The organism is Pseudomonas sp. Eth.TT006, from assembly GCF_054456575.1.
Genome location: NZ_JBTJEN010000016.1, coordinates 126,554 through 148,684, shown reverse-complemented (window position 1 = coordinate 148,684; position 22,131 = coordinate 126,554). Strand labels below are relative to the sequence as shown.

The following is a 22,131-nucleotide window of genomic DNA, read 5'->3' as shown; positions in this document are numbered from 1 at the left end:
AAGACTTTGTAAGGTTGGCCTCGCTTATTTCATAATGCGCGCTTATTGGATCCCTCGATGGGTCCGCGTGCCCTTCAGAGGTAAGTCGATTCCCATGAACCGCACCGGCCGCACCCTTGCCTTGGGCTGCCTGTTGCTCCTTCAGCCCCTGCTCGCGCATGCACAAGCAGGCGGCAACTCGTTGTTGATCCCGGCGATGGGTCGTTGCACCCTCAATACTCAGCCGCAAGACGTCACGCAGGCACTGGCTGCCTGCCAGAAAGCGGCGGACGAAGGGGATGCGCAAGCGCAATACGAGTTGGGTGAGTTCTACTACGACGGCAAGAATGCGCCACGCGACCTCAATCAAGCCCTGAGCTATTTCGAAAAGGCCTCGCTGCAAGGCCACGCTCAGGCGCAGTTCAAACTCGGCACCATGTTCTTCCACGGCGAAGGCGTGCAGGCCAACAACATTCAGGCGTACATCGTGCTGAAGATGGCCGCGGTCAATGGCGCTGAAGATGCGCTGGACACCGCCGACGAAGTCTCGGAAAAAATGTCCCGCGAAGACCTCGAAACCGCGACCCAGGTGCTTGGGCAGATCTTCCGCAAATACCTGATGGAACTGCAGAGCGCCGATGGGCGTACGCCGTTTTCGCCGCTTCCCTGATAGTGTGATGATTAAATTGTGGCGAGGGGATTTATCCCCGATGGGCTGCGAAGCAGCCCAAAAACCTGCAACCCGGTTCTGTCTGATACGCCTTGCCGAATGGTCTTGCGACTGCTTCGCAGTCGATCGGGGATAAATCCCCTCGCCACAAATTCATTCCAATCCAGAATCTGCTGTTACTTCTCAGGCATCGGCATCGGAAACGGCATCACATTGCCGACCGCGCCGCGGGCTTCGCTGATTTTCGGGGTGCCCAGACGTTCCACCTCGTCGATGCGCACGATCGAATGCATCGGTACAAAGCTGCGCACCACGCCTTCGAACTGTGCCTTGAGCTTCTCCTCGCTCGGGTCGACCACCACCTGTGTGCGCTCGCCAAAGACGAATTCTTCCACTTCCAGAAAACCCCACAGATCACTTTGATAGATCTGCTTGGCGTACATTTCGAACACCTGGCCCTGGTTGAGGAAAATCACCTTATAGATTGGAGCTTCGCGTTTGGTCATGGCGGGGAGATAACATCGGGGATAAAAATGAGGGCGCAAACTATAGCATAGCCACCGGACGCGCAGCGGTAGGAACCTGAGGGCTTGTTCCCTATAATGCGCGGTTCTTTGAATCACGTGACGACCCTACTCCATGGCCAAGAAGCTTTACATCGAAACCCACGGTTGCCAGATGAACGAGTACGACAGCTCGCGCATGGTCGATCTGCTGGGCGAACATCAGGCCCTGGAAGTGACCGCCCGCGCGGAAGACGCCGACGTGATTCTGCTCAATACCTGCTCGATCCGCGAGCGCGCCCAGGACCGGGTGTATTCGCAGCTCGGGCGCTGGCGCGAACTGAAACTGGCCAACCCGGACATGGTGATCGCCGTCGGTGGCTGCGTGGCCAGCCAGGAAGGCGCAGCCATCCGTGATCGCGCGCCGTACGTCGACGTGGTGTTCGGCCCGCAGACCCTGCATCGCCTGCCGGAAATGATCGACGCCGCCCGCATCAGCAAGTTGCCGCAGGTGGACGTGTCGTTCCCGGAAATCGAAAAGTTCGACCACCTGCCCGAGCCGCGTATCGATGGCCCGAGCGCCTACGTCTCGGTCATGGAAGGCTGCAGCAAGTACTGCACGTTCTGCGTGGTGCCTTACACCCGTGGCGAAGAGGTCAGCCGGCCGTTCGATGACGTGATCGCCGAAATCATCCACCTCGCCGAAAACGGCGTGCGCGAAGTGACCCTGCTCGGGCAAAACGTCAACGGCTATCGCGGCCTGACCCATGATGGTCGTCTGGCCGATCTGGCCGAGCTGATCCGCGTGGTGGCCGCCGTCGACGGCATCGACCGCATCCGCTACACCACCTCGCACCCGCTGGAGTTCTCCGACAGCCTGATCCAGGCCCACGCCGAAGTGCCGGAACTGGTGAAGCACTTGCACTTGCCGGTGCAGTCGGGTTCGGACCGGATTCTGGCGGCGATGAAGCGCAACCACACCGCGCTGGAGTACAAGTCCAAGCTGCGCAAACTGCGCGCGGCGGTGCCGGGCATCTGCATCAGCTCGGACTTTATCGTCGGCTTCCCCGGTGAGACCGAAAAAGACTTCGAGCAGACCATGAAGTTGATTGCCGATGTCGGCTTCGACTTCTCCTATTCGTTCGTCTACAGCCAGCGTCCAGGCACCCCGGCCGCCGATCTGGCCGACGACACCCCGGAAGAACTGAAAAAAGAACGCCTCAACGCCTTGCAGCACCGCCTGAATCAGCAAGGCTTCGAGATCAGCCGACAAATGGTCGGTTCGATCCAGCGCATTCTGGTCACCGACTATTCGAAGAAAGACCCGGGCGAGCTGCAAGGGCGCACCGAGAATAATCGTATCGTCAACTTCCGCTGCGATAATCCGACTCTGATCGGCCAGTTCGCCGATGTGCACATCGACGCGGCGCAACCGCACTCGCTGCGCGGGTCGCTGGTTCAGTAACACCATCCGCATTGTGGATGGGGCTTGTGGTGAGGGGATTTATCCCCGATGGGGCGCGAAGCGGCCCTGAAACCTTTCTACCTGGTGTATCTGACACACCGGGATTGCAGGTTTCGGGTCGGCTGCGCCAACCATCGGGGATAAATCCCCTCACCACAAAAGCCCTCGACGGCCACAGAGCACGGGGTCGAAATCAGCATCCCTATTTAAGAGCTTTCGCACCCACGCCACTGGCGTTATCCTTGATTTCACCTCAATTGCCCCAGGGCGGCTAAATACGACCTTGAACGCACCCATAGAACCACATCGTTTTATCCTCGAGCCTTTTGAGGCTCGCCGCTTCGCCAATCTGTGCGGGCAATTCGACGAGCATCTGCGCTTGATCGAACAGCGCCTGGCCATCGAGATCCGCAACCGCGGAAACCAGTTCGAGCTGATCGGCGATCCCAAGCACACCACGTCTGCGGAAAACCTGCTGCGCCGCCTGTACCGGGAAACCAAGGGCACCGAGCTGTCGCCGGACATGGTGCATCTGTTCCTCCAGGAATCCGCTGTGGTCGAGCTTGACAATCACGCTCCCGCCGAAGCTTCCGTCGCCCTGCGCACCAAAAAAGGCATGATTCGCCCACGCGGCTTGAATCAGTTGCGCTACGTGAAGGAAATCCTCGGCAACGACATCAACTTCGGCATTGGCCCGGCCGGTACCGGCAAGACCTATCTGGCCGTAGCCTGTGCGGTCGATGCGCTGGAGCGCGAGCAGATCCGCCGCATCCTGCTGGTGCGTCCGGCAGTTGAAGCCGGTGAAAAACTCGGTTTCCTGCCGGGCGATCTGGCGCAGAAGATCGACCCGTACCTGCGCCCGCTCTACGACGCACTCTACGAAATGCTCGGCTTCGAATATGTGGCCAAGCTGATCGAACGGCAGGTGATCGAAGTCGCACCACTGGCCTACATGCGCGGTCGTACGCTGAACAACAGCTTCATCATTCTCGACGAAAGCCAGAACACCACGGTCGAGCAGATGAAGATGTTCCTGACCCGGATCGGCTTCGGCTCCACCGCAGTCATCACCGGTGACATCACCCAGGTCGACCTGCCACGCGGCACCAAGTCCGGCCTGCATCATGTGATCGAAGTGCTCAAGGATGTTCCGGGGATCAGTTTCACCCACTTCCAGCCCAAAGACGTGGTGCGCCACCCATTGGTGCAGCGGATTGTCGAAGCCTACGAGCGCTTTGAAACCCGCGCCGATGCCGCCAAGGACACTCCGCGCGATGCTTGAGCTGGATCTGCAGATTGCTACTGAAGCGAGCGCCCCGAGCGAAGCCGAGTTCCGTCAATGGTGCGAACTGGCCCTGCGCCAGCGCACCGCTGACTCGGAAATGACCATTCGTCTGGTAGATGAGGAAGAAGGTCGTGAGCTCAATCACACCTGGCGCCACAAGGATTACGCGACCAACGTTCTGTCGTTCCCGGCGGAAGTGCCCGACGAGTTTCTCGACATTCCACTGCTCGGCGATCTGGTGATCTGCGTGGCCGTGGTCGAACGCGAAGCCGCCGAACAAGGCAAGGAACTAAAAGCGCACTGGGCACATCTGGTCATTCACGGCTGCTTGCATCTGTTGGGTTACGACCATATAGATGACGACGAAGCCGAAGAAATGGAAGCATTGGAACGCGAGTTGCTTGCCGAATTGGGCTATCCCGATCCGTACGCGGACGACGAAGCCGAAACATCCCCTATCGTTACGACAAAGGATTCAGAGTAATCGCTATGAGCGAAGATCGATCGAGCAACGGGCAAAAGTCATGGCTGGGTAAACTGACCCAGGCTTTTGCCCACGAGCCGAAGAACCGTCAGGAGCTGCTTGAGCTGCTGCGTGATGCACATCAGAACAAACTGCTGGACAGCGAAGCGCTGGCCATCGTCGAAGGCGCCATTCAGGTGGCTGACCTGCAAGTGCGCGACATCATGGTTCCGCGCTCGCAGATGGTCAGCATCAAGGCGAACCAGACCCCGCGTGAATTCCTGCCGGCGGTGGTCGACTCGGCCCACTCGCGCTATCCGGTCATTGGCGAAAGCCATGACGACGTGATGGGCGTGCTGCTGGCCAAGGATCTGCTGCCGCTGATCCTCAAGGAAAACGGCGACAGCTTCAACATCAAGGACCTGCTGCGCCCGGCCACCTTCGTGCCGGAGTCCAAGCGCCTGAACGTGTTGCTGCGTGAATTCCGCGCCAACCACAACCACATGGCCATCGTCATCGACGAGTACGGCGGCGTGGCTGGCCTGGTGACCATTGAAGACGTGCTGGAACAGATCGTCGGCGACATCGAAGACGAGCACGACGTCGAAGAAGACAGCTACATCAAGCCGTTGCCCAGCGGTGACTTCCTGATCAAGGCGCTGACGCCGATCGAGAACTTCAACGAGTTTTTCGACAGCGAGTTCTCCGATGACGAATTCGACACCGTCGGCGGCCTGGTGATGAGCGCGTTCGGGCACTTGCCAAAACGCAACGAAATCACTGAAATCGGCGCCTATCGTTTCCGCATCCTGAATGCCGACAGCCGTCGCATTCATTTGCTGCGACTGACCCCAATCGCCCGGTAAATTTAAGGACTGAAATGCGCTGGACAACCCGCCCCGGCTGGCCCGGTAACCTGCTGGCCGTGGCGGCCGGTGCAATCACCACCTTCGCCCTGGCGCCGTTCAACATCTGGCCGCTGGCCTTGCTGGCAGTCGGCCTGTTCTACGCCGGTCTGCGCGAGCTGAAACCGCGTCAGGCGCTGGGCCGTGGCTGGTGCTTCGGTTTTGGCCTGTTCGGCGCCGGCACCAGCTGGATTTATTACAGCATCCACCATTTCGGTGGCGCCTCGGTGCTGCTGGCCGGATTCCTGATGCTGCTGTTCACCGCCGCGATCGCGTTTTTCTTCGCCCTGCCCGCCTGGGTCTGGGCGCGCTGGTTGCGCCGCAACGAGGCACCGCTGGCCGACGCACTGGCGTTTGCCGCATTGTGGGTCGGCCAGGAAGCCTTTCGCGGCTGGTTCCTCACTGGTTTTCCGTGGCTTTATTCCGGTTACAGCCAGCTCGACGGTCCATTGACCGGGCTCGCGCCACTGGGTGGCATGTGGCTGGTGTCGTTCGTTCTGGCGCTGACTGCGGCACTGATCTACAACACGCCGCGTTTGCTGCAATCCGGTCGCAAAGGCTTTATCGCGGCGGGCCTGGTGTTATTGATCGGGCCTTGGGTCGCCGGTATTGCGCTCAAGGGCCACGCCTGGACCAGTCCGTCCGGCCCGGCACTGAGCGTGGCCGCGATTCAGGGTAACGTCGAGCAAAGCATGAAGTGGGACCCGGCGCAACTCAACGCGCAACTGGCGCTGTACCGCGACCTGAGCTTCCGTTCGAAGCGAGTGGACCTCCTGATCTGGCCGGAAACCGCGGTGCCGGTACTCAAGGAGTCCGCCGAGGGCTACCTGAACATGATGGGCAACTTCGCCGCCGAGCGTAAATCGGCGCTGATCACCGGCGTGCCGATCCGCGAAATGGTCCGTCACGAAAAACGCTTCTTCAACGGCATTACCGTGGTCGGCGAAGGCGATGGCACCTACCTCAAGCAGAAACTGGTGCCGTTCGGCGAATACGTGCCGTTGCAGGAGCTGCTGCGCGGTTTGATTGCGTTCTTTGATTTGCCGATGTCCGACTTCGCTCGCGGCCCGGCGGATCAGCCATTGCTGCAGGCCAAGGGTTATCAGATTGCGCCGTTCATCTGCTACGAAGTGGTCTATCCGGAATTCGCCGCCGGCCTGTCGGCACGCAGTGATCTGCTGCTGACGATCAGCAACGACACCTGGTTCGGCACCTCGATCGGGCCGCTGCAGCACTTGCAGATGGCACAGATGCGCGCACTGGAGGCGGGCCGCTGGATGATCCGCGCCACCAACAATGGCGTGACCGGGCTGATCAACCCGTTCGGGCAGATCACCGAGCAGATTCCGCAGTTCGAACAGGGCATCCTGTATGGCGAGGTGGTGCCGATGCACAACCTGACGCCGTACCTGCAGTGGCGGTCGTGGCCGCTGATCATCCTGTGCGTATTGCTGTTTGGCTGGGCGCTGATGGCCAGCCGGATGTCGAAAACCCTTTAAAAGCTTCGCGAGCAAGCCCGCTCCCACAGTAGATCTGCAGTGCTCGCAAATCTACTGTGGGAGCGGGCTTGCTCGCGAAGGGGACATCAGCAGCACTCAATCAGGTACTGCTTCACCTCGGTAAAAAAGCGAATACCCCACCTGCCCCACCGCTTCATTGAGCAACTGCCCGCTCTGCCAGATCGACTTGAACTCCGGCAGCCAGCCACCAAACGGTCGCGCATTATCGGTGCCAAGAAACCCTACAGGCGCCGGCACCACTTCAAACCCTGCCTGCTGAAAACACCACACGGCGCGAGGCATGTGCCAGGCCTGCGTCACCACCACAACGCGCCTGACGCCCTGGGGCAACAGGATGTCGGCGCTGAGTTTGGCATTCTCCCAGGTGGTACGGCTTTCGCCCTCCTGCCAGCGCGTGGCCACGCCGAAATCGTCGAGCAGCGAATCGGCCATCAGCTTCGCTTCGGTCGGCGGCGTGCCGTAATGCAAGCCGCCACTGGTGAGGATCGGCAACCCGGAGGCCTTGGCCAGCCGCGCGGCATAGCGCTGACGCTCCAGACCCACGCCAGTCGGCTGATCCTCGCCCCAGGCCAGATCGCCGCGCTCACGGCCCGATCCCAGCACCACGATGGCATCAGCCCGTTGCGCCAGCGCCGTCCACGCATCACGCGGCAGCGGCGGTTCACGTTCCAGCGCTTTGGCGCCCCACTGCACCACCACCGGCAGGCTCATCAGCCAGAAACCGCCCAGGCCGAGGGCAAAACACAGGCCGGCCAACCGCGGACGGGAGCGGCGCAACCACCACGCAATCAGCAACAGGAGCAAAAGAATGCCGGGCGGCAAAAGAAATTGTTTGATGAGGTAACGCAAAGGCATCGGGGCATCTCCAAAGATGCCCGAAGCCTAAGAGTGTTGATAACGCGTTACAACCGATAGGTAGGATCCTGTGGAAAAAGATCCGTTTTTTGACCTGCCATGCGCTTACTTGGCCCGCACCGAACGCACCTTGTCGGTGTCCGTGCCGGGCGCCTTGTCCTTGAGCCAGATGACCTTGGCTGAATGTGCTGCATCGAGCTGTTTCACTGCCTGCGACAGGTATCCATGCGTTTCACGCTCACTGCGATCCAGATAGGCCTTGACCAGTTTGAACTCGGCGGGGCTCAAGCCACGCAATTCCAGTTCCACGGGGCGCTCGTCGCGCAGCCGGCCAGCGGTTTTTGCAGCGTCCAGAGCCATGCCCAGACGGTCCATCAACCGTTCGTACAACTCGGGTTTCGTCAGGTTTTCTTGCCGTTGTTCCACCATCCCTCACCTCATTGAAGATAAGACTCACTCCCCAATAAGAGCTTAGCTTCGCTGCACAAACCGGCTGCATGCCGCGACCAACGGCCCTCGCCACGCTTTTCCGGGGCCAGACAGCTGTAATCAGGGTTTCCCTAGGCCAAGCGCGGTCATGTATGCTACGGCGCTTCCTGTCATTCCACTTCCAGCGTGTCCGGAGCCTCCCCGGATGGCGCGTTGAAGAGGATTAGGCCACCCCTATCCAGTACAAAAGTAGCCATGCACGAACAATATCAGCCCCGTGAAATCGAAGCCGCCGCCCAGTCTTTCTGGGATGAGCAAAAGTCCTTTGAAGTCAGCGAACAGCCAGGCAAGGAAACCTACTACTGCCTGTCGATGTTCCCTTACCCCAGCGGCAAGCTACACATGGGGCACGTGCGCAACTACACCATCGGCGACGTGATCTCCCGCTATCAGCGCATGCAAGGCAAGAACGTTCTGCAACCGATGGGTTGGGACGCCTTCGGCATGCCGGCGGAAAACGCCGCGATGAAGAACAACGTGGCGCCCGCCAAGTGGACCTACGAAAACATCGCCTACATGAAGTCCCAGCTGCGCAGCCTGGGCCTGGCGGTGGACTGGTCCCGTGAAGTGACCACCTGCAAGCCGGACTACTACCGCTGGGAACAATGGCTGTTCACCCGCCTGTTCGAAAAAGGCGTGATCTACCGCAAGAACGGCACCGTGAACTGGGACCCGGTCGACCAGACCGTTCTGGCCAACGAACAGGTGATCGATGGTCGCGGCTGGCGTTCCGGTGCGCTGATCGAAAAGCGCGAAATCCCGATGTACTACTTCAAGATCACCGCTTACGCGGATGAGCTGCTGGAGAGCCTCGACGAACTGACGGGCTGGCCGGAACAGGTCAAGACCATGCAGCGCAACTGGATCGGCAAATCCCGCGGCATGGAAGTGCAGTTCCCGTACAACGTCGAGTCGATCGGCGAAGCAGGCACCCTCAAGGTCTTCACTACCCGTCCGGACACCCTGATGGGCGCGACTTACGTGGCCGTGGCCGCCGAGCACCCGCTGGCAACCCAGGCGGCGCAGAACAATCCTCAGCTGCAGGCGTTCATCGCTGAATGCAAGGGCGGCAGCGTGGCCGAAGCCGACGTTGCCACTCAAGAGAAGAAAGGCCTGCCGACCGGCCTGTTCGTCGAACACCCGCTGACCGGTGAAAAACTGCCGGTGTGGGTCGCCAACTATGTACTGATGCATTACGGCGACGGCGCTGTAATGGCGGTACCGGCGCACGACGAGCGCGATTTCGAATTCGCCCACAAGTACAACCTGCCGGTGAAATCAGTGGTGCGCACCAGCTCCGGTGACAGCAACCCGGCCCCGTGGCAGGACGCCTACGGCGAGCACGGCACGCTGATCAACTCCGGCGAGTTCGACGGCCTGGACTTCAGCGGCGCGTTCGACGCCATCGAAGTCGCCCTGATCAAGAAAAACCTCGGCGCCTCGCGCACCCAGTTCCGCCTGCGCGACTGGGGCATCAGCCGTCAGCGCTACTGGGGCTGCCCGATCCCGATCATCCACTGCAACACCTGCGGTGATGTACCGGTGCCGGAAGACCAGTTGCCAGTCGTCCTGCCGGAAGACGTGGTGCCGGACGGCGCCGGTTCGCCGCTGGCACGCATGCCGGAATTCTACGAGTGCAACTGCCCGAAATGCGGCCAGCCTGCCAAGCGTGAAACCGACACCATGGACACCTTCGTCGAGTCCTCGTGGTACTACGCCCGCTACGCCTCGCCGCACTTTGAAGGCGGTCTGGTGGAAAAATCGGCGGCCGACCACTGGCTGCCGGTTGATCAGTACATCGGCGGTATCGAACACGCGATTCTTCACCTGCTGTACGCGCGCTTCTTCCACAAGCTGATGCGTGATGAAGGCCTGGTGAGCTCCAACGAGCCGTTCAAGAACCTGCTGACCCAGGGCATGGTGATCGCCGAAACCTACTATCGTCGCGAAGCCAACGGTGCCTACACCTGGTTCAACCCGGCGGACGTGGAACTGGAGCGCGACAGCAAGGCCAAGGTCATCAGCGCCAAACTGAAATCCGACGGCTTGCCGGTGGAAATCGGTGGCACCGAGAAAATGGCCAAGTCGAAAAACAACGGCGTCGACCCGCAGTCGATGATCGACCAGTTCGGCGCCGACACCTGCCGTCTGTTCATGATGTTCGCCTCGCCGCCTGACATGAGCGCCGAATGGTCCGACTCCGGCGTTGAAGGCTCGCACCGCTTCCTCAAGCGAGTCTGGCGTCTGGCGCAGGCCCATGTGACTCAGGGCCTGCCGGGCAAACTGGACGTCAATGGTCTGAACGACGAGCAGAAAGCCGTGCGCCGTGCCATTCACCTGGCCATCAAGCAGGCCAGCCACGACGTCGGCCAGAATCACAAATTCAACACCGCCATCGCCCAGGTGATGACGCTGATGAACGTGCTGGAAAAAGCTGCGCAAGCCACCGAACAGGATCGCGCGCTGATTCACGAAGGCCTGGAAGCGGTCACGCTGCTGCTGGCGCCGATCACCCCGCACATCAGCCACGAGCTGTGGAAGCAACTGGGGCATGCCGACGCCGTGATCGATGCCAACTGGCCAACCGTCGACGAAAGCGCATTGGTACAGGACAGCCTGCAACTGGTCATTCAAGTGAATGGCAAGCTGCGCGGTCAGATCGACATGCCGGCCAGCGCCACACGTGAAGAGGTTGAAGCGGCTGCCCGTGCAAACGAAAACGTCCTGCGTTTCGTCGACGGCCTGACCATTCGCAAAGTGATCGTCGTGCCAGGCAAACTGGTCAACATCGTCGCCAGCTAAATCGGATTGAGCGCCAGGTGTGCCTGGCGCTCTGTAAAACCTTTCGGGCCGCAAGATCGGCCCACATGGTTTCAAGGGGAGCAACACAATGATCAAACGCAATCTGCTGGTGATGGGCCTCGCCGTTCTGCTGAGCGCCTGCGGTTTCCAGCTGCGTGGCACCGGTACCAACGAACTGTCGATCAAGGAGCTCGATCTGAGCGCCCGCAACGCCTATGGCGAGACCGTCACGCAACTGCGTCAGGTACTGGAATCCAGCGGCGTCAAGGTCTACAGCGGTGCACCGTACAAGCTGTATCTGGCTGACGAACAGGAAAACCAGCGCATCCTCAGCTACGCCGGGGCCGGCCGGACCGGTGAATATCAGGTCAGCACTGTGCTGAACTACGACATCGTCGGCGAACACAACCTGAACCTGCTGAGCGACAAGCTAGAAGTGCAGAAGGTGTTCATTCATGACGGCAATAACCTCGTCGGCTCCGATCAGGAAGCCAACGACGCCCGTCGCGAAACCCGTCGCGAGCTGGTTCAGCGCATGATGCTGCGCCTGCAACAGCTGACCCCGGGTCAACTGCAGCAATTGCAGCAAGCTGCCAACGACCGTGCCCGGGCTGAAGCCGACGCACTGAAAGCGGCACAGAAGGCTGAAGCGGAAACCCCGCGCCAGTCGCCGCTCGAACTGCCGCAGCAGTAAGACGTACGGGGCGCTAAGGCGCCCCGTTCGCCCTTTCTTATGAAGCTCGCTCCCGCTCAACTCGGCAAACACCTGCAAGGCGCGCTGGCGCCCGTCTACATCATCAGTGGCGATGACCCGCTGCTGTGCCAGGAAGCCGCCGACGCCATCCGCAGTGCTGCCCGCCAGCAAGGTTTCGACGAACGTCAGGTGTTCGCCGCCGATGCCAATTTCGATTGGGGCACGTTGCTGCAGGCCGGTGCCAGCATGTCGCTGTTCGCCGAAAAACGCCTGCTGGAACTGCGGTTGCCCTCGGGCAAGCCCGGCGACAAGGGCGCGGCCGCACTGATCGAATACTGCTCACGCCCCGCCGAAGACACGGTGCTGCTGATAAGCCTGCCCAAACTCGATGGCAGCGCGCAGAAAACCAAGTGGGGCAAGGCGCTGGTCGAAGGTCAGCAGACCCAGTTCATCCAGATCTGGCCAGTGGATGCCAACCAACTGCCGAGCTGGATTCGTCAGCGTCTGTCGCAAGCTGGCTTGTCGGCCAGTCAGGACGCTGTCGAACTGATAGCCGCACGGGTCGAGGGCAACCTGCTCGCCGCCGCGCAGGAAATCGAAAAGCTCAAGCTGATGGCCGAAGGCGGACAGATCACCGTCGAAACCGTGCAGGCCGCCGTGGCTGACAGTGCGCGTTTTGACGTATTCGGCCTGACCGATGCCGTACTCAACGGCGAACCGGCCCACGCCCTGCGCATGCTTGAAGGTTTGCGCGGTGAAGGCGTCGAGCCACCGGTGATTCTCTGGGCGCTGGCACGGGAGTTGCGCCTGCTGGCCAATATCTCGTTGCAGTACAGCCAGGGCACGCCGCTGGACAAATGCTTCAGCCAGGCGAAACCGCCGGTGTGGGACAAACGCAAACCGCTGATGAGCAAAGCCCTGCAACGCTACTCGGCGCCACGCTGGGCGCAACTGTTGCTCGAAGCCCAGCGCATCGACGCGCAAATCAAGGGCCAGGCCGCCGGTTCGCCGTGGATGAGCCTGAGCCGATTGGCGCTATTGATGGCTGGCCAGCGCCTCACGTTACCTGCCGAATAAAGGCAAAAGATCGCAGCCTTCGGCAGCTCCTACACCAATCCCTGTAGGAGCTGCGGCACGCTGCGATCTTTTGATCTTTTTTCCTACCTGTCGCCTCGACATCCGTCCTATAGACAGACGCCTGATATCGGCAGATTATTCGCCCCGCAACACCCATCCATCGAGAGATCCATCATGAGCAAAAAGCCAGCGAAACATGGCCCGAACAAGGCCAAATCCATCATCGCCCAGCCCCTGTTCCGCAGCCGCCAGGAACGACCGAACAAGGGCAAAGGCAGCTACCGCCGCGAAGCCTTCCAGTCTGACAGCTGGGAGGCTTCTTACTTTCTGGCTGCCTGAAGCGCAGCACCCCTCGCTCATGTTAAGGTCTGCACTTGATTCGTATCCCCTGGAACCGTGCATGCCCTTCAGTCTTTCCCGTCGTTGGCCCGTCCGCCAACTGATCGCTGCCTCCAGCTTCATTCTGCTTGTCGCCTGCGCGGAGAAACCCACCGCCGCAGATGCGCAACCCCTTCAAGCCGCCCCAGTCGCCACGGCCCCAGCAATCATCCCGCCGGTAGTGCCGTCAGCTGACCCACTGGATATCCAACCGACCCAGACTTTCGCTGAATGGCAGGCAGGTTTTCGCAGGGATGCTCTGGCTGCCGGAATTCGCGCGGATGTATTTGACCGCGCCTTCGCCAATGTCAGTTTCGATGACAGCGTGATCCGCGCCGACCGCAGTCAGCCGGAGTTCTCGCGTCCGGTGTGGGAATACCTTGATGGCGCTCTTTCGCCGTTGCGCGTGCGCAAGGGCCAGGCTTTGATCAATCAGTACGCCGATATCCTGCAAAGCATCGAACAGCGTTATGGCGTGGATCGTCAGGCACTGGTGTCGGTGTGGGGCATGGAAAGCAATTTCGGCCAGTTCCAGGGCACCAAGTCGGTGATCAACTCGCTCGCGACCCTGGCCTACGAAGGCCGTCGTCCGGGCTTTGCCCATGCGCAATTGATCGCGGCGCTGCAGATCCTGCAACAGGGCGATATCACCCCGGAGAAAATGTTGGGCTCGTGGGCCGGCGCGATGGGCCAGACCCAGTTCATTCCGACCACCTACAACACCCATGCCGTGGATTTCGACGGTGACGGTCGCCGTGACATCTGGGGCAGCCCGGCCGACGCCCTGGCCTCCACCGCGCATTACCTGCAAAGCTCCGGCTGGCAGCGCGGTCAGCCGTGGGGCTTTGAAGTGCAATTGCCCGGCGGCTTCAATTACACCCTGGCCGACGGCGCGATTCGCAAGAGCGTTGCCGAATGGCGTCAACTCGGTGTGATTCTGCCCAATGCTGGTCAAGCCCCGGTCGGTTCGGAACAGCTGTCCGCTGCCCTGCTGCTGCCAGCCGGTTATCGCGGCCCGGCGTTCCTGATCCTCGATAACTTCCGGGCGATCCTCAAGTACAACAACTCATCCTCCTATGCGCTGGCGGTGAGCCTGCTGTCCGAGCGTTTCAACGGTGGCGGGCTGATCAGTGGCACCTGGCCAAAGGATGATCTGCCATTGAGCCGCACCGAGCGGATCGAATTGCAGACCTTGCTGAGCGCGCGCAACTACGACGCGGGCACGGCGGACGGGATTATCGGTGCCAATACGCGCAAGGCGATTCGCAGCGCGCAGCAGGCGTTTGGCTGGCCGGCGGATGGGTACCCGACGCATAAGTTGCTTGAGAGCTTGCGTACCCAGTAAGGCAAGATCAAAAGATCGCAGCCTGCGGCAGCTCCTACAGTGGGTTCTCTGTAGGAGCTGCCGCAGGCTGCGATCTTTTTGCTTATCGCGTTACCACATCCTGTTCGAGCATCAGTTCCTGCCTACCGGCGTCCAACCGCACCAACGCCCCCAGCGGCAACGTCAGGTTCGGATCGCAATGCCCGCTGCGCCAACTCGACAGCACCGGAATCCGCAACGGCTCGAAAGTCTGCTTGAGCAAACGGTTCAACGCCTCGACCTCCACGCCGGCAATATCACCGACCAGCACCCCACGCAATTTGGTCAGTTTGCCGGCCAGACGCATTTGCGTGAGCAAGCGGTCGATGCGATACAGCGGCTCGTTAACGTCCTCGATCAGCAGAATCACGCCCTCCACGTCGATCTCGTAAGGCGTACCGAGTGTCGAAGCGATCATCGCCAGATTGCCGCCCAGCAGCCGCCCATGGGCGATGCCGGGTTCGACCGTGGTCAGCGGATAAGCCACCGGATGGCTGAGCACACTCCCCGCTTTCAGTTGCCCGCGCAGCATGGCGAAGAATGAGCTGACGGTCGGCGGTTCCTTGTCACCCAGCAGGTCGGCGTTCAACAGCGGGCCGTGAAAGGTCACAAATCCGGCGTAGCGACTGATCGCCAAGTGCAGCGCAGTGATGTCGCTGTAGCCGACAAACGGCTTGGCGTGGCGGCTCAGCAGATCGAAGTCGATCCGGTCCAGCAGACGCGGCGTGCCGTAGCCACCGCGCAGGCAGATGATCGCGTCGACCTCGGGGTCGGCGAACGCCGCGTGCAGGTCATTGAGACGAACCTCGTCACTGCCGGCCAGGTAGCCGTCCTTCTCGTAGACCCCGGGAAACACCTTCAACCCATAACCACGGGCACGCATCCACTGCACGGCCTTGTCGGTGTCCAGCGCACCGGGTCCGGCAGGCGCGATGACGCCGAACGTGCCCTCGGCGGCCAACGCGGGCACGGTTCGGTGCGGACAAAGTGTGTGGGTTGGTCGAACAGTCATCCATGGATCTCCGTGCATAAAATCATGCTCACACAGTAGTCAGGAAAGCGCGCAAACAAAAGGGCGTCACCCCCAAATAAAAATACCCGCCGAAGCGGGTATTTTTTGCAGCAGTGCGCGTGAGATCAGGAACCCAGCAATTCGGCCTTGACCAGTTTCGCCTGCTCGTCAGCGTGGTACGACGAACGCACCAGCGGGCCGGAAGCGACGTTCTTGAAGCCCATCTTGTAACCTTCCTCGGCGAACCAGGCGAAGGTGTCCGGGTGCACGAAACGCTGCACCGGCAAGTGGCTGCGGGACGGCTGCAGGTACTGGCCGAGGGTCAGCATGTCGATGTCGTGTTCGCGCATGCGCTTCATGACTTCGATGACTTCCTCGTCGGTCTCGCCCAGACCGAGCATCAGCCCGGATTTGGTCGGGATGTGCGGCATCATCTGCTTGAAGCGTTGCAACAGGGTCAGCGACCACTGGTAGTCCGAACCCGGACGCGCAGCCTTGTACAGACGCGGTACGGTTTCCAGGTTGTGGTTGAACACATCCGGCGGCTCGGCGGCGGTGATTTCCAGGGCGATGTCCATGCGACCACGGTAGTCCGGGACCAGAGTCTCCAGCTGCACGTTCGGCGACAGCTTGCGGATTTCGCGGATGCAGTCGGCAAAGTGCTGGGCACCACCGTCACGCAGGTCGTCGCGGTCAACCGAGGTGATCACCACGTACTTGAGCTTGAGGTCAGCGATGGCGATTGCCAGGCTTTCCGGCTCGTTGACGTCCAGTGGCTTCGGACGACCGTGGCCGACGTCGCAGAACGGGCAGCGACGGGTGCAGATGTCGCCCATGATCATGAAGGTCGCGGTGCCGCCGGAGAAGCACTCGCCCAGGTTCGGGCAGGACGCCTCTTCGCAGACACTGTGCAGCTTGTGTTTGCGCAGCAGGGATTTGATGCGGTCGACTTCCGGCGACACCGGGATGCGCACGCGAATCCAGTCGGGTTTCTTCGGCAGTTCGGTAGTCGGAATGATCTTTACCGGGATGCGTGCAACCTTCTCGGCGCCGCGCAGCTTGACGCCGGCTTCAACCTTGGGACGCGGGGCCGGGCGCTCGGTCACGTCGAGCGTCGGGATCATGGTTTGCACTGCATCAGTAGTCATATCAGTCGATTCCGCCCGTCAGGGTCGTCTGCTCAGCATAGTCGAGGTGTTTGACGAGCTGCGCGCGCAGCCGGGCACTTACCTCGGCAAATTCAATCGATCCTGCGTGATCGCTCAGCTGGGTCATCGCCAGCCCGGCATAGCCGCAGGGATTAATCCGTCGAAACGGCTCCAGGTTCATATCCACGTTCAGCGCCAGGCCATGAAAGGAACAGCCGCGGCGAATGCGCAAACCCAGAGAAGCGATTTTTGCTCCGTTGACGTACACGCCCGGAGCATCTGGCTTGGCGGCGGCGGTCACGCCGTAGCTGGCCAGCAGTTCGATCAGGCACTGCTCCATGCGCGTGACCAGATCACGGACGCCGAAACCCAGCTTGCGCACGTCGAGCAACAGGTAGGCGACCAACTGGCCGGGGCCATGATAAGTCACCTGCCCGCCGCGATCGACCTGCACCACCGGGATATCTCCTGGCAGCAGCAGGTGTTCGGCCTTGCCGGCCTGGCCCTGGGTGAACACCGGTGGGTGCTCGACCAGCCAGATCTCGTCGGCGACATCGCTGCCGCGTTCGTTGGTGAAGCGTTGCATGGCATGCCAGACCGGCTCGTAAGCCATCTGGCCAAGTTCGCGAAAGCCCAGCGTGCCCGGCATCACAACACCATGTGCACGAAACCGGTCGCCCGCAATTCGCTGTTGATGTTGTACAGCTGATCCTGATCGGTGGCGACAATGTGCAACTGGATGGTGGTGTACTTGCCGTTGCTGCTGGATCGTTCGTCGACACGCTCATCGTTGATGGTCGCGAATTTCTTCACGATCTCGATGATCTTGTCCTTGTGACCCACACCCGTGTCGCTGATTACCTTAACCGGATAATCAACCTGGGGAAATTCGATTTTTGGCGCCTTTACTTCGGTATCGGTCATGGCGTAACGGCCTCTTGAGCGCAAGCCGTGATAACGCACATGGCCCCGCACCGGATCGGGGCGGGGCCATGCAGGTCAACACAAAATCAGTTGAACAAGCCGTAGAAGAATAGACGGATGCTATCCCACATGCGGCGGAAGATACCACCCTCCTCGACAGCGTCCAGGGCGATCAGGTCGGCGCTGTGCACCACCTTGTCGTCCAGTTTCACTTCGACTTTACCGATCACGTCGCCCTTGGCGATTGGCGCGGTCAGTTGCGGGTTCATGGTCATGCTGGCAGCGAGCTTCTTCAGCTGGCCTTTTGGCAGGGTCATGGTCAGGTCTTCAGCCAGGCCGGCCTTGACTTGACTGGTAGTGCCCTTCCACACCGGGGCCTGAGCCAGCTCGGTGCCCTTCTGATAGAAGGTCTGGGTTTCGAAGAAACGGAAGCCGTAGGTCAGCAGTTTCTGGGTTTCAGCAGCACGCGCCGCTTCGCTGTTGGTGCCGAACACCACCGCGATCAGACGCTGGCCGTCACGTACAGCCGAGGACACCATGCAGTAGCCGGCTTCGTCAGTGTGACCGGTTTTCAGACCGTCCACGGTCTTGTCGCGCCACAGCAGCAGGTTGCGGTTAGGCTGCTTGATGCCGTTCCAGAAGAACTCCTTTTGCGAGTAGATCGCGTAGTGAGCCGGGTCTTCGTGGATGATCGCACGGGCCAGGATCGCCATGTCGTGAGCCGACGAGTAGTGCTCAGGGTTTGGCAGACCGGTCGGGTTCATGAAGTGCGAGTTGGTCATGCCCAGCTCGGCGACCGTCTTGTTCATCAGGTCGGCGAAGGCATCTTCGCTACCGGCGATGTGCTCGGACAGCGCAACGCTGGCGTCGTTGCCGGACTGGATGATGATGCCGTGCAGCAGGTCGCTGACGGTCACTTGCGAGCCGACTTTGATGAACATCCGCGAACCGCCGGTACGCCAGGCGTTTTCGCTGACGGTCACCGGATCGTTCTCGCCGATCTGGCCGCGACGGATTTCCAGCGTAGCGATGTACGCGGTCATCAGTTTGGTCAGGCTGGCTGGCGGCAGACGCTGGTCACCATTGTTTTCCACCAGCACGTTGCCGCTGCTGGCGTCCATGAGCACGTAGGCTTTGGCGGCCAGTTGAGGTGGCGACGGCATCATCTCGGCCGCGAAGGCGGCTGGCGAGAGGAGCAGCGGGACTAGCAGACACAGGCGTTTGGCAAAGGTGGTGATGTTCATCCGTCTCTCGAAATCGCTAATGGAAACTTGCCCGAAGGCAAAACTATTCAGACAGCCTTCTAACGGGCCATCGCGTGTTCAGTTGCTCACTCCAGTCACCCTTGCCGGGCTTTTGTTCTTCGACGAGCCAACAACCTGGTTCAGCCCCCAAAACCGCAAGTGAACCGTCAATCAAGTGCTACGTATTACTCGGTGACCACACTCGGCGAGCCGAGGTTGGCCAGGCGCACACTGTTCTGCACCTGGGCGACTTCACCCGGCGAACCGATCGGCCCCATGCGGACCCGATGCAGGGTCTGCTGATTGCGCACGATCGAGCTGATGAACACCGGAGCGCTCACCATCCCGCTGAGCTTCGACCTCAGGAGTTCTGCAGCGTCCGGGTTGGCGAACGCGCCCACCTGCAGATACTGGCCAGACGCTGGTGCAGAAGCGTTTTTTTTTGCGCTGATCTGTACCGGGACAGTGTCAGAGGCATGTTGCTGCGGCGGCGGAGTCCACTGCTCGATGGTACCGGCAGAGGCGGTGATCACCGGGGCGCTATTCTGCGCGACTTGCGGCTCGTTGAGCATCAAAGGCGCCGGACGGCCCTTGGCGGCCCACCATTGCTGCGGATCGATGCCTTCGACCTTGACCCGCGCGGTGCCGATTTCGGCATACCCGAGTTTTTTCGCCGCCGCATAGGACAAGTCGATGATCCGGTCCGAGTAGAACGGCCCGCGATCGTTGACCCGCAGGATCACGCTGCGGTTGTTGTCCAGGTTGGTCACCCGAACGTAACTTGGCAGTGGCAATGTCTTGTGGGCGGCACTCATGCCGTAAAGGTCATAGACCTCACCGTTGGCGGTGTTCTGGCCGTGGAACTTGGTGCCGTACCAGGACGCCGTGCCCGAAGCCACGTAGGTCTTGGATTCCTGCAACGGGAAATAGGTCTTGCCCAACACGGTGTACGGGTTGGCCTTGTACGGGCCGGTGTGCAGGGTCGGCGTCGCGTCCGGGATGCGCGAAACATCCACGTCCCACCACGGCGCGCCATCTTTGTGCGCACGGTTGATGTCCAGACCCGGCTGCGCACGCACGACAGTAGAGGAGTTTTTCTGAGTGGGCGCGCGACTGGTCGAACAACTGACGACCAGCGCCGCCAATGCCGCGAAAGCCACCAGCTTCAGGGGTTTATTCATAGGCAATGCCCGCATTACTTGACGCCCCGTGCTTTTACCAGCTCTTCAGACAGTTGATATACGGCCATGGCGTACATCACGCTGCGGTTATAACGCGTGATCGCGTAGAAATTCTTCAGGCCCATCCAGTATTCAGGGCCGTTGTCGCCTTCAAGGCGAAATGCAGTAACCGGCATATCATCGCGCAGCGCATCATGACTTGACCAGCCCAGCGCCCGCAACTCTCCTGCCGTCTTGGTCGGTTCGATCCCGCTGGTCAGGCCCTCGTCGACCTGCTCGCCACGCACATCGGCGCGACTGACCACCGGCTCGCCGGCGACCCAGCCGTGCCGCTTGAAGTAGCTGGCGACGCTGCCGATCGCATCATCCGGATTGGTCCAGATATTGATATGGCCGTCCCCGTCAAAATCCACCGCATAGGCGCGAAAGCTGCTCGGCATGAACTGCGGCAAACCCATCGCCCCGGCGTAGGAGCCTTTGAGGGTCAATGGATCGACCTGCTCTTCGCGGGCCAGCAGCAGGAACTCACGCAGTTCCTTGCGGAAAAATTCGGCACGGGGAGGATAGTCGAAACCGAGGGTCGACAAGGCATCGATCACCCGATAATTACCGGTATTACGTCCGAAAAAGGTCTCGACGCCGATGATCGACACGATGACTTGTGCCGGCACGCCGTATTCCTGCTCGGCCCGCGCCAGCACCGCCTCGTGCTGACGCCAGAAGTCCACACCACGGGCGATGCGCGCGTCGGTGAGGAACATCGGGCGATATTCCTTCCACTGTTTGACCCGCTCGGCAGGTTTGGAGATAGCGTCGAGAATCGCCTGCTTGCGCTGCGCCTCGCGAAACACCGCCATCAGCTGCTCGCCGGCAAAACCGTAATCGCGGGTCATTTCACCGACGAATTCGGCCACCTGGGGCGAGCCTTCGTAATCGCCGGCCAGCGCTTCCTGCGCGCTGCCAAGAATGCCGACCAGGCCGACCCACGGCGCGTAACGAGTCGCCCAGCTGCGCAAGACTTGCATTGAACTCTTCACCTTATTCAAACCTGTGCGATCCACTTGCGATGCGTATGAATCGACATCAAAACCCCAAACGCTGACAGCAGTGTCACCAGCGAAGTTCCTCCGTAGCTAATGAAGGGCAACGGCACCCCCACCACCGGCAACAGGCCACTGACCATACCGATGTTGACGAAAACATAAACAAAAAACGTCATGGTCAGCGAGCCGGCGAGCAATTTGCCGAACAGCGTCTGCGCCTGGGCGGTAATCACCAGCCCGCGACCGATCAGCAGCAGATAGATCAGCAACAGCGCGCAGATGCCCACCAGACCGAACTCTTCGCCCAGCACGGCGATGATGAAGTCGGTGTGGCTTTCCGGCAGGAAGTCCAGGTGCGACTGGGTACCCAGCAGCCAGCCCTTGCCGAACACGCCGCCGGAGCCGATGGCGGCCTTCGACTGAATGATGTTCCAGCCGGTGCCGAGCGGATCGCTTTCCGGGTCGAGGAAGGTCAGGATTCGCTGCTTCTGATAGTCGTGCATGATGAAGAACCACATGGCGATCGCCACCGGCACCGCCGCCGCCAGCACGCTGAGGATCCAGCGCCAGCGCAGCCCGCCCATGAACAGCACGAACGCCCCGCCGGCCAGAATCAGCAGCGAGGTGCCGAGGTCGGGCTGGCGCACAATCAGAATGAACGGCACGCCGATCAGCATCAGACTGATGCCGACGTGTTTGAGCTGCGGCGGCAGGGTGCGCTTGGACAGGTACCAGGCAATTGTTGCCGGCATCAGGATCTTCATGAATTCCGAGGGCTGAAAGCGGATCACCCCGGGGATGTTGATCCAGCGCGTGGCGCCCATGGCGTTGTGGCCCATGATGTCCACCACCATCAGCAACACCACGCCGACCACGTAACCGAGCGGCACCCAGCGCGCCATGAACCGTGGCTCGAACTGGGCGATGACGATCATCGACACCAGGCCGATGCCAAAAGACGTGGCCTGCTTGCCCAGCAGATCCCAACTCTTGCCGCTGGCCGAATACAGCACGAACAGACTGCCGGCGGCGAGAATCAACAGCAGGATCAACAGCGGCCCATCGATATGCAGACGTTGCAGCAGCGTCGCCCGGCGACGCATCACATCCTCGCTGGAGAGCATGCGATCA

General features: G+C 60.8%; 22 protein-coding genes. 11 read left to right on the top strand and 11 right to left on the bottom strand.

The annotated features are described in order from the left end of the window. Window positions 1-94: 94 nt before the first annotated feature. Complete coding sequence (locus tag ACXR0M_RS23050; protein ID WP_003228518.1) at window positions 95-649, top strand: tetratricopeptide repeat protein; 555 nt, start codon at window positions 95-97, stop codon at window positions 647-649. Between the two features lie 176 nt (window positions 650-825). Here the strand turns inward: ACXR0M_RS23050 and ACXR0M_RS23045 are convergent, their stop codons facing one another. Continuing rightward, a complete protein-coding gene (locus ACXR0M_RS23045) occupies window positions 826-1,155 on the bottom strand; it encodes a DUF1820 family protein (RefSeq protein WP_003185742.1) in 330 nt (109 codons plus the stop codon). Between the two features lie 133 nt (window positions 1,156-1,288). Between ACXR0M_RS23045 and miaB the strand changes: the two genes are divergently transcribed. The 5 genes from miaB (at window position 1,289) to lnt (ending at window position 6,769) form a co-directional block, all read left to right on the top strand. Next, on the top strand, window positions 1,289-2,617 hold the full coding sequence (miaB, locus tag ACXR0M_RS23040) for a tRNA (N6-isopentenyl adenosine(37)-C2)-methylthiotransferase MiaB (RefSeq protein WP_085732939.1): 1,329 nt from the start codon (window positions 1,289-1,291) through the stop codon (window positions 2,615-2,617). 283 nt (window positions 2,618-2,900) lie between these two features. Next, window positions 2,901-3,899: a PhoH family protein gene (locus tag ACXR0M_RS23035; RefSeq protein WP_458833974.1), complete on the top strand. Its 999-nt coding sequence runs from the start codon at window positions 2,901-2,903 to the stop codon at window positions 3,897-3,899. After that, the gene (gene ybeY, locus ACXR0M_RS23030) at window positions 3,892-4,386 is read left to right on the top strand and encodes an rRNA maturation RNase YbeY (protein ID WP_458833973.1); all 495 of its coding nucleotides are present in this window, start codon (window positions 3,892-3,894) and stop codon (window positions 4,384-4,386) included. The genes ACXR0M_RS23035 and ybeY overlap by 8 nt, the downstream gene beginning before the upstream one ends. A 5-nt stretch (window positions 4,387-4,391) precedes the next feature. Continuing rightward, complete coding sequence (locus ACXR0M_RS23025; protein WP_064589378.1) at window positions 4,392-5,231, top strand: HlyC/CorC family transporter; 840 nt, start codon at window positions 4,392-4,394, stop codon at window positions 5,229-5,231. A 14-nt stretch (window positions 5,232-5,245) separates the two neighbouring features. Beyond that, window positions 5,246-6,769, top strand: coding sequence for an apolipoprotein N-acyltransferase (gene lnt, locus ACXR0M_RS23020; protein ID WP_458833972.1), 1,524 nt, complete (start codon window positions 5,246-5,248; stop codon window positions 6,767-6,769). A gap of 96 nt (window positions 6,770-6,865) precedes the next feature. Here lnt and ACXR0M_RS23015 read toward each other — a convergent pair whose 3' ends face one another. Together ACXR0M_RS23015 and ACXR0M_RS23010 are read right to left on the bottom strand one after the other, a co-directional pair. Beyond that, complete coding sequence (locus ACXR0M_RS23015) at window positions 6,866-7,645, bottom strand: YdcF family protein (protein ID WP_458833971.1); 780 nt, start codon at window positions 7,643-7,645, stop codon at window positions 6,866-6,868. 105 nt (window positions 7,646-7,750) lie between these two features. Beyond that, entirely contained in the window at window positions 7,751-8,074 is a 324-nt protein-coding gene (locus tag ACXR0M_RS23010) for a hypothetical protein (protein WP_458833970.1), read from the bottom strand. A 255-nt stretch (window positions 8,075-8,329) separates the two neighbouring features. On the opposite strand from ACXR0M_RS23010, the gene leuS reads away from it, so the two are divergent. From leuS to ACXR0M_RS22985, 5 genes are all read left to right on the top strand, one after another. Continuing rightward, complete coding sequence (leuS, locus tag ACXR0M_RS23005) at window positions 8,330-10,936, top strand: leucine--tRNA ligase (protein WP_458833969.1); 2,607 nt, start codon at window positions 8,330-8,332, stop codon at window positions 10,934-10,936. Window positions 10,937-11,024: 88 nt separating this feature from the next. Continuing rightward, window positions 11,025-11,630 (top strand): LPS-assembly lipoprotein LptE, encoded by a 606-nt coding sequence (locus tag ACXR0M_RS23000; RefSeq protein ID WP_108183904.1) that lies wholly within the window; start codon window positions 11,025-11,027, stop codon window positions 11,628-11,630. Between the two features lie 39 nt (window positions 11,631-11,669). After that, window positions 11,670-12,707, top strand: a complete 1,038-nt coding sequence (holA, locus tag ACXR0M_RS22995) for a DNA polymerase III subunit delta (protein WP_458833968.1) — start codon at window positions 11,670-11,672, stop codon at window positions 12,705-12,707. A gap of 174 nt (window positions 12,708-12,881) precedes the next feature. After that, window positions 12,882-13,046, top strand: a complete 165-nt coding sequence (arfA, locus tag ACXR0M_RS22990; RefSeq protein WP_458833967.1) for an alternative ribosome rescue factor ArfA — start codon at window positions 12,882-12,884, stop codon at window positions 13,044-13,046. A 61-nt stretch (window positions 13,047-13,107) separates the two neighbouring features. Beyond that, the gene (locus ACXR0M_RS22985; protein WP_458833966.1) at window positions 13,108-14,430 is read left to right on the top strand and encodes a lytic murein transglycosylase; all 1,323 of its coding nucleotides are present in this window, start codon (window positions 13,108-13,110) and stop codon (window positions 14,428-14,430) included. 82 nt (window positions 14,431-14,512) lie between these two features. On the opposite strand, the gene ACXR0M_RS22980 is transcribed toward ACXR0M_RS22985, so the two are convergent. The 8 genes from ACXR0M_RS22980 to rodA all read right to left on the bottom strand — a co-directional run bounded on the left by ACXR0M_RS22980 (window position 14,513) and on the right by rodA (window position 22,103). Beyond that, complete coding sequence (locus ACXR0M_RS22980; protein ID WP_458833965.1) at window positions 14,513-15,460, bottom strand: S66 peptidase family protein; 948 nt, start codon at window positions 15,458-15,460, stop codon at window positions 14,513-14,515. 125 nt (window positions 15,461-15,585) lie between these two features. Continuing rightward, window positions 15,586-16,584: a lipoyl synthase gene (gene lipA / locus ACXR0M_RS22975; RefSeq protein ID WP_160768663.1), complete on the bottom strand. Its 999-nt coding sequence runs from the start codon at window positions 16,582-16,584 to the stop codon at window positions 15,586-15,588. Between the two features lie 25 nt (window positions 16,585-16,609). Continuing rightward, window positions 16,610-17,257: a lipoyl(octanoyl) transferase LipB gene (gene lipB / locus ACXR0M_RS22970; protein ID WP_458833964.1), complete on the bottom strand. Its 648-nt coding sequence runs from the start codon at window positions 17,255-17,257 to the stop codon at window positions 16,610-16,612. Continuing rightward, entirely contained in the window at window positions 17,257-17,532 is a 276-nt protein-coding gene (locus ACXR0M_RS22965; RefSeq protein ID WP_003228544.1) for a DUF493 domain-containing protein, read from the bottom strand. The genes lipB and ACXR0M_RS22965 overlap by 1 nt, the downstream gene beginning before the upstream one ends. A gap of 86 nt (window positions 17,533-17,618) precedes the next feature. Beyond that, window positions 17,619-18,776, bottom strand: a complete 1,158-nt coding sequence (locus tag ACXR0M_RS22960; protein ID WP_458833963.1) for a D-alanyl-D-alanine carboxypeptidase family protein — start codon at window positions 18,774-18,776, stop codon at window positions 17,619-17,621. A 185-nt stretch (window positions 18,777-18,961) separates the two neighbouring features. Further along, window positions 18,962-19,972, bottom strand: coding sequence for a septal ring lytic transglycosylase RlpA family protein (locus tag ACXR0M_RS22955; RefSeq protein WP_458833962.1), 1,011 nt, complete (start codon window positions 19,970-19,972; stop codon window positions 18,962-18,964). Beyond that, a complete protein-coding gene (mltB, locus tag ACXR0M_RS22950; RefSeq protein ID WP_458833961.1) occupies window positions 19,972-20,982 on the bottom strand; it encodes a lytic murein transglycosylase B in 1,011 nt (336 codons plus the stop codon). The genes ACXR0M_RS22955 and mltB overlap by 1 nt, the downstream gene beginning before the upstream one ends. Window positions 20,983-20,999: 17 nt before the next feature. Continuing rightward, window positions 21,000-22,103 carry a rod shape-determining protein RodA gene (gene rodA / locus ACXR0M_RS22945; RefSeq protein WP_458833980.1) on the bottom strand — a complete coding sequence of 368 codons (1,104 nt, stop codon included), beginning with the start codon at window positions 22,101-22,103 and terminating at the stop codon, window positions 21,000-21,002. Window positions 22,104-22,131 lie beyond the last annotated feature (28 nt).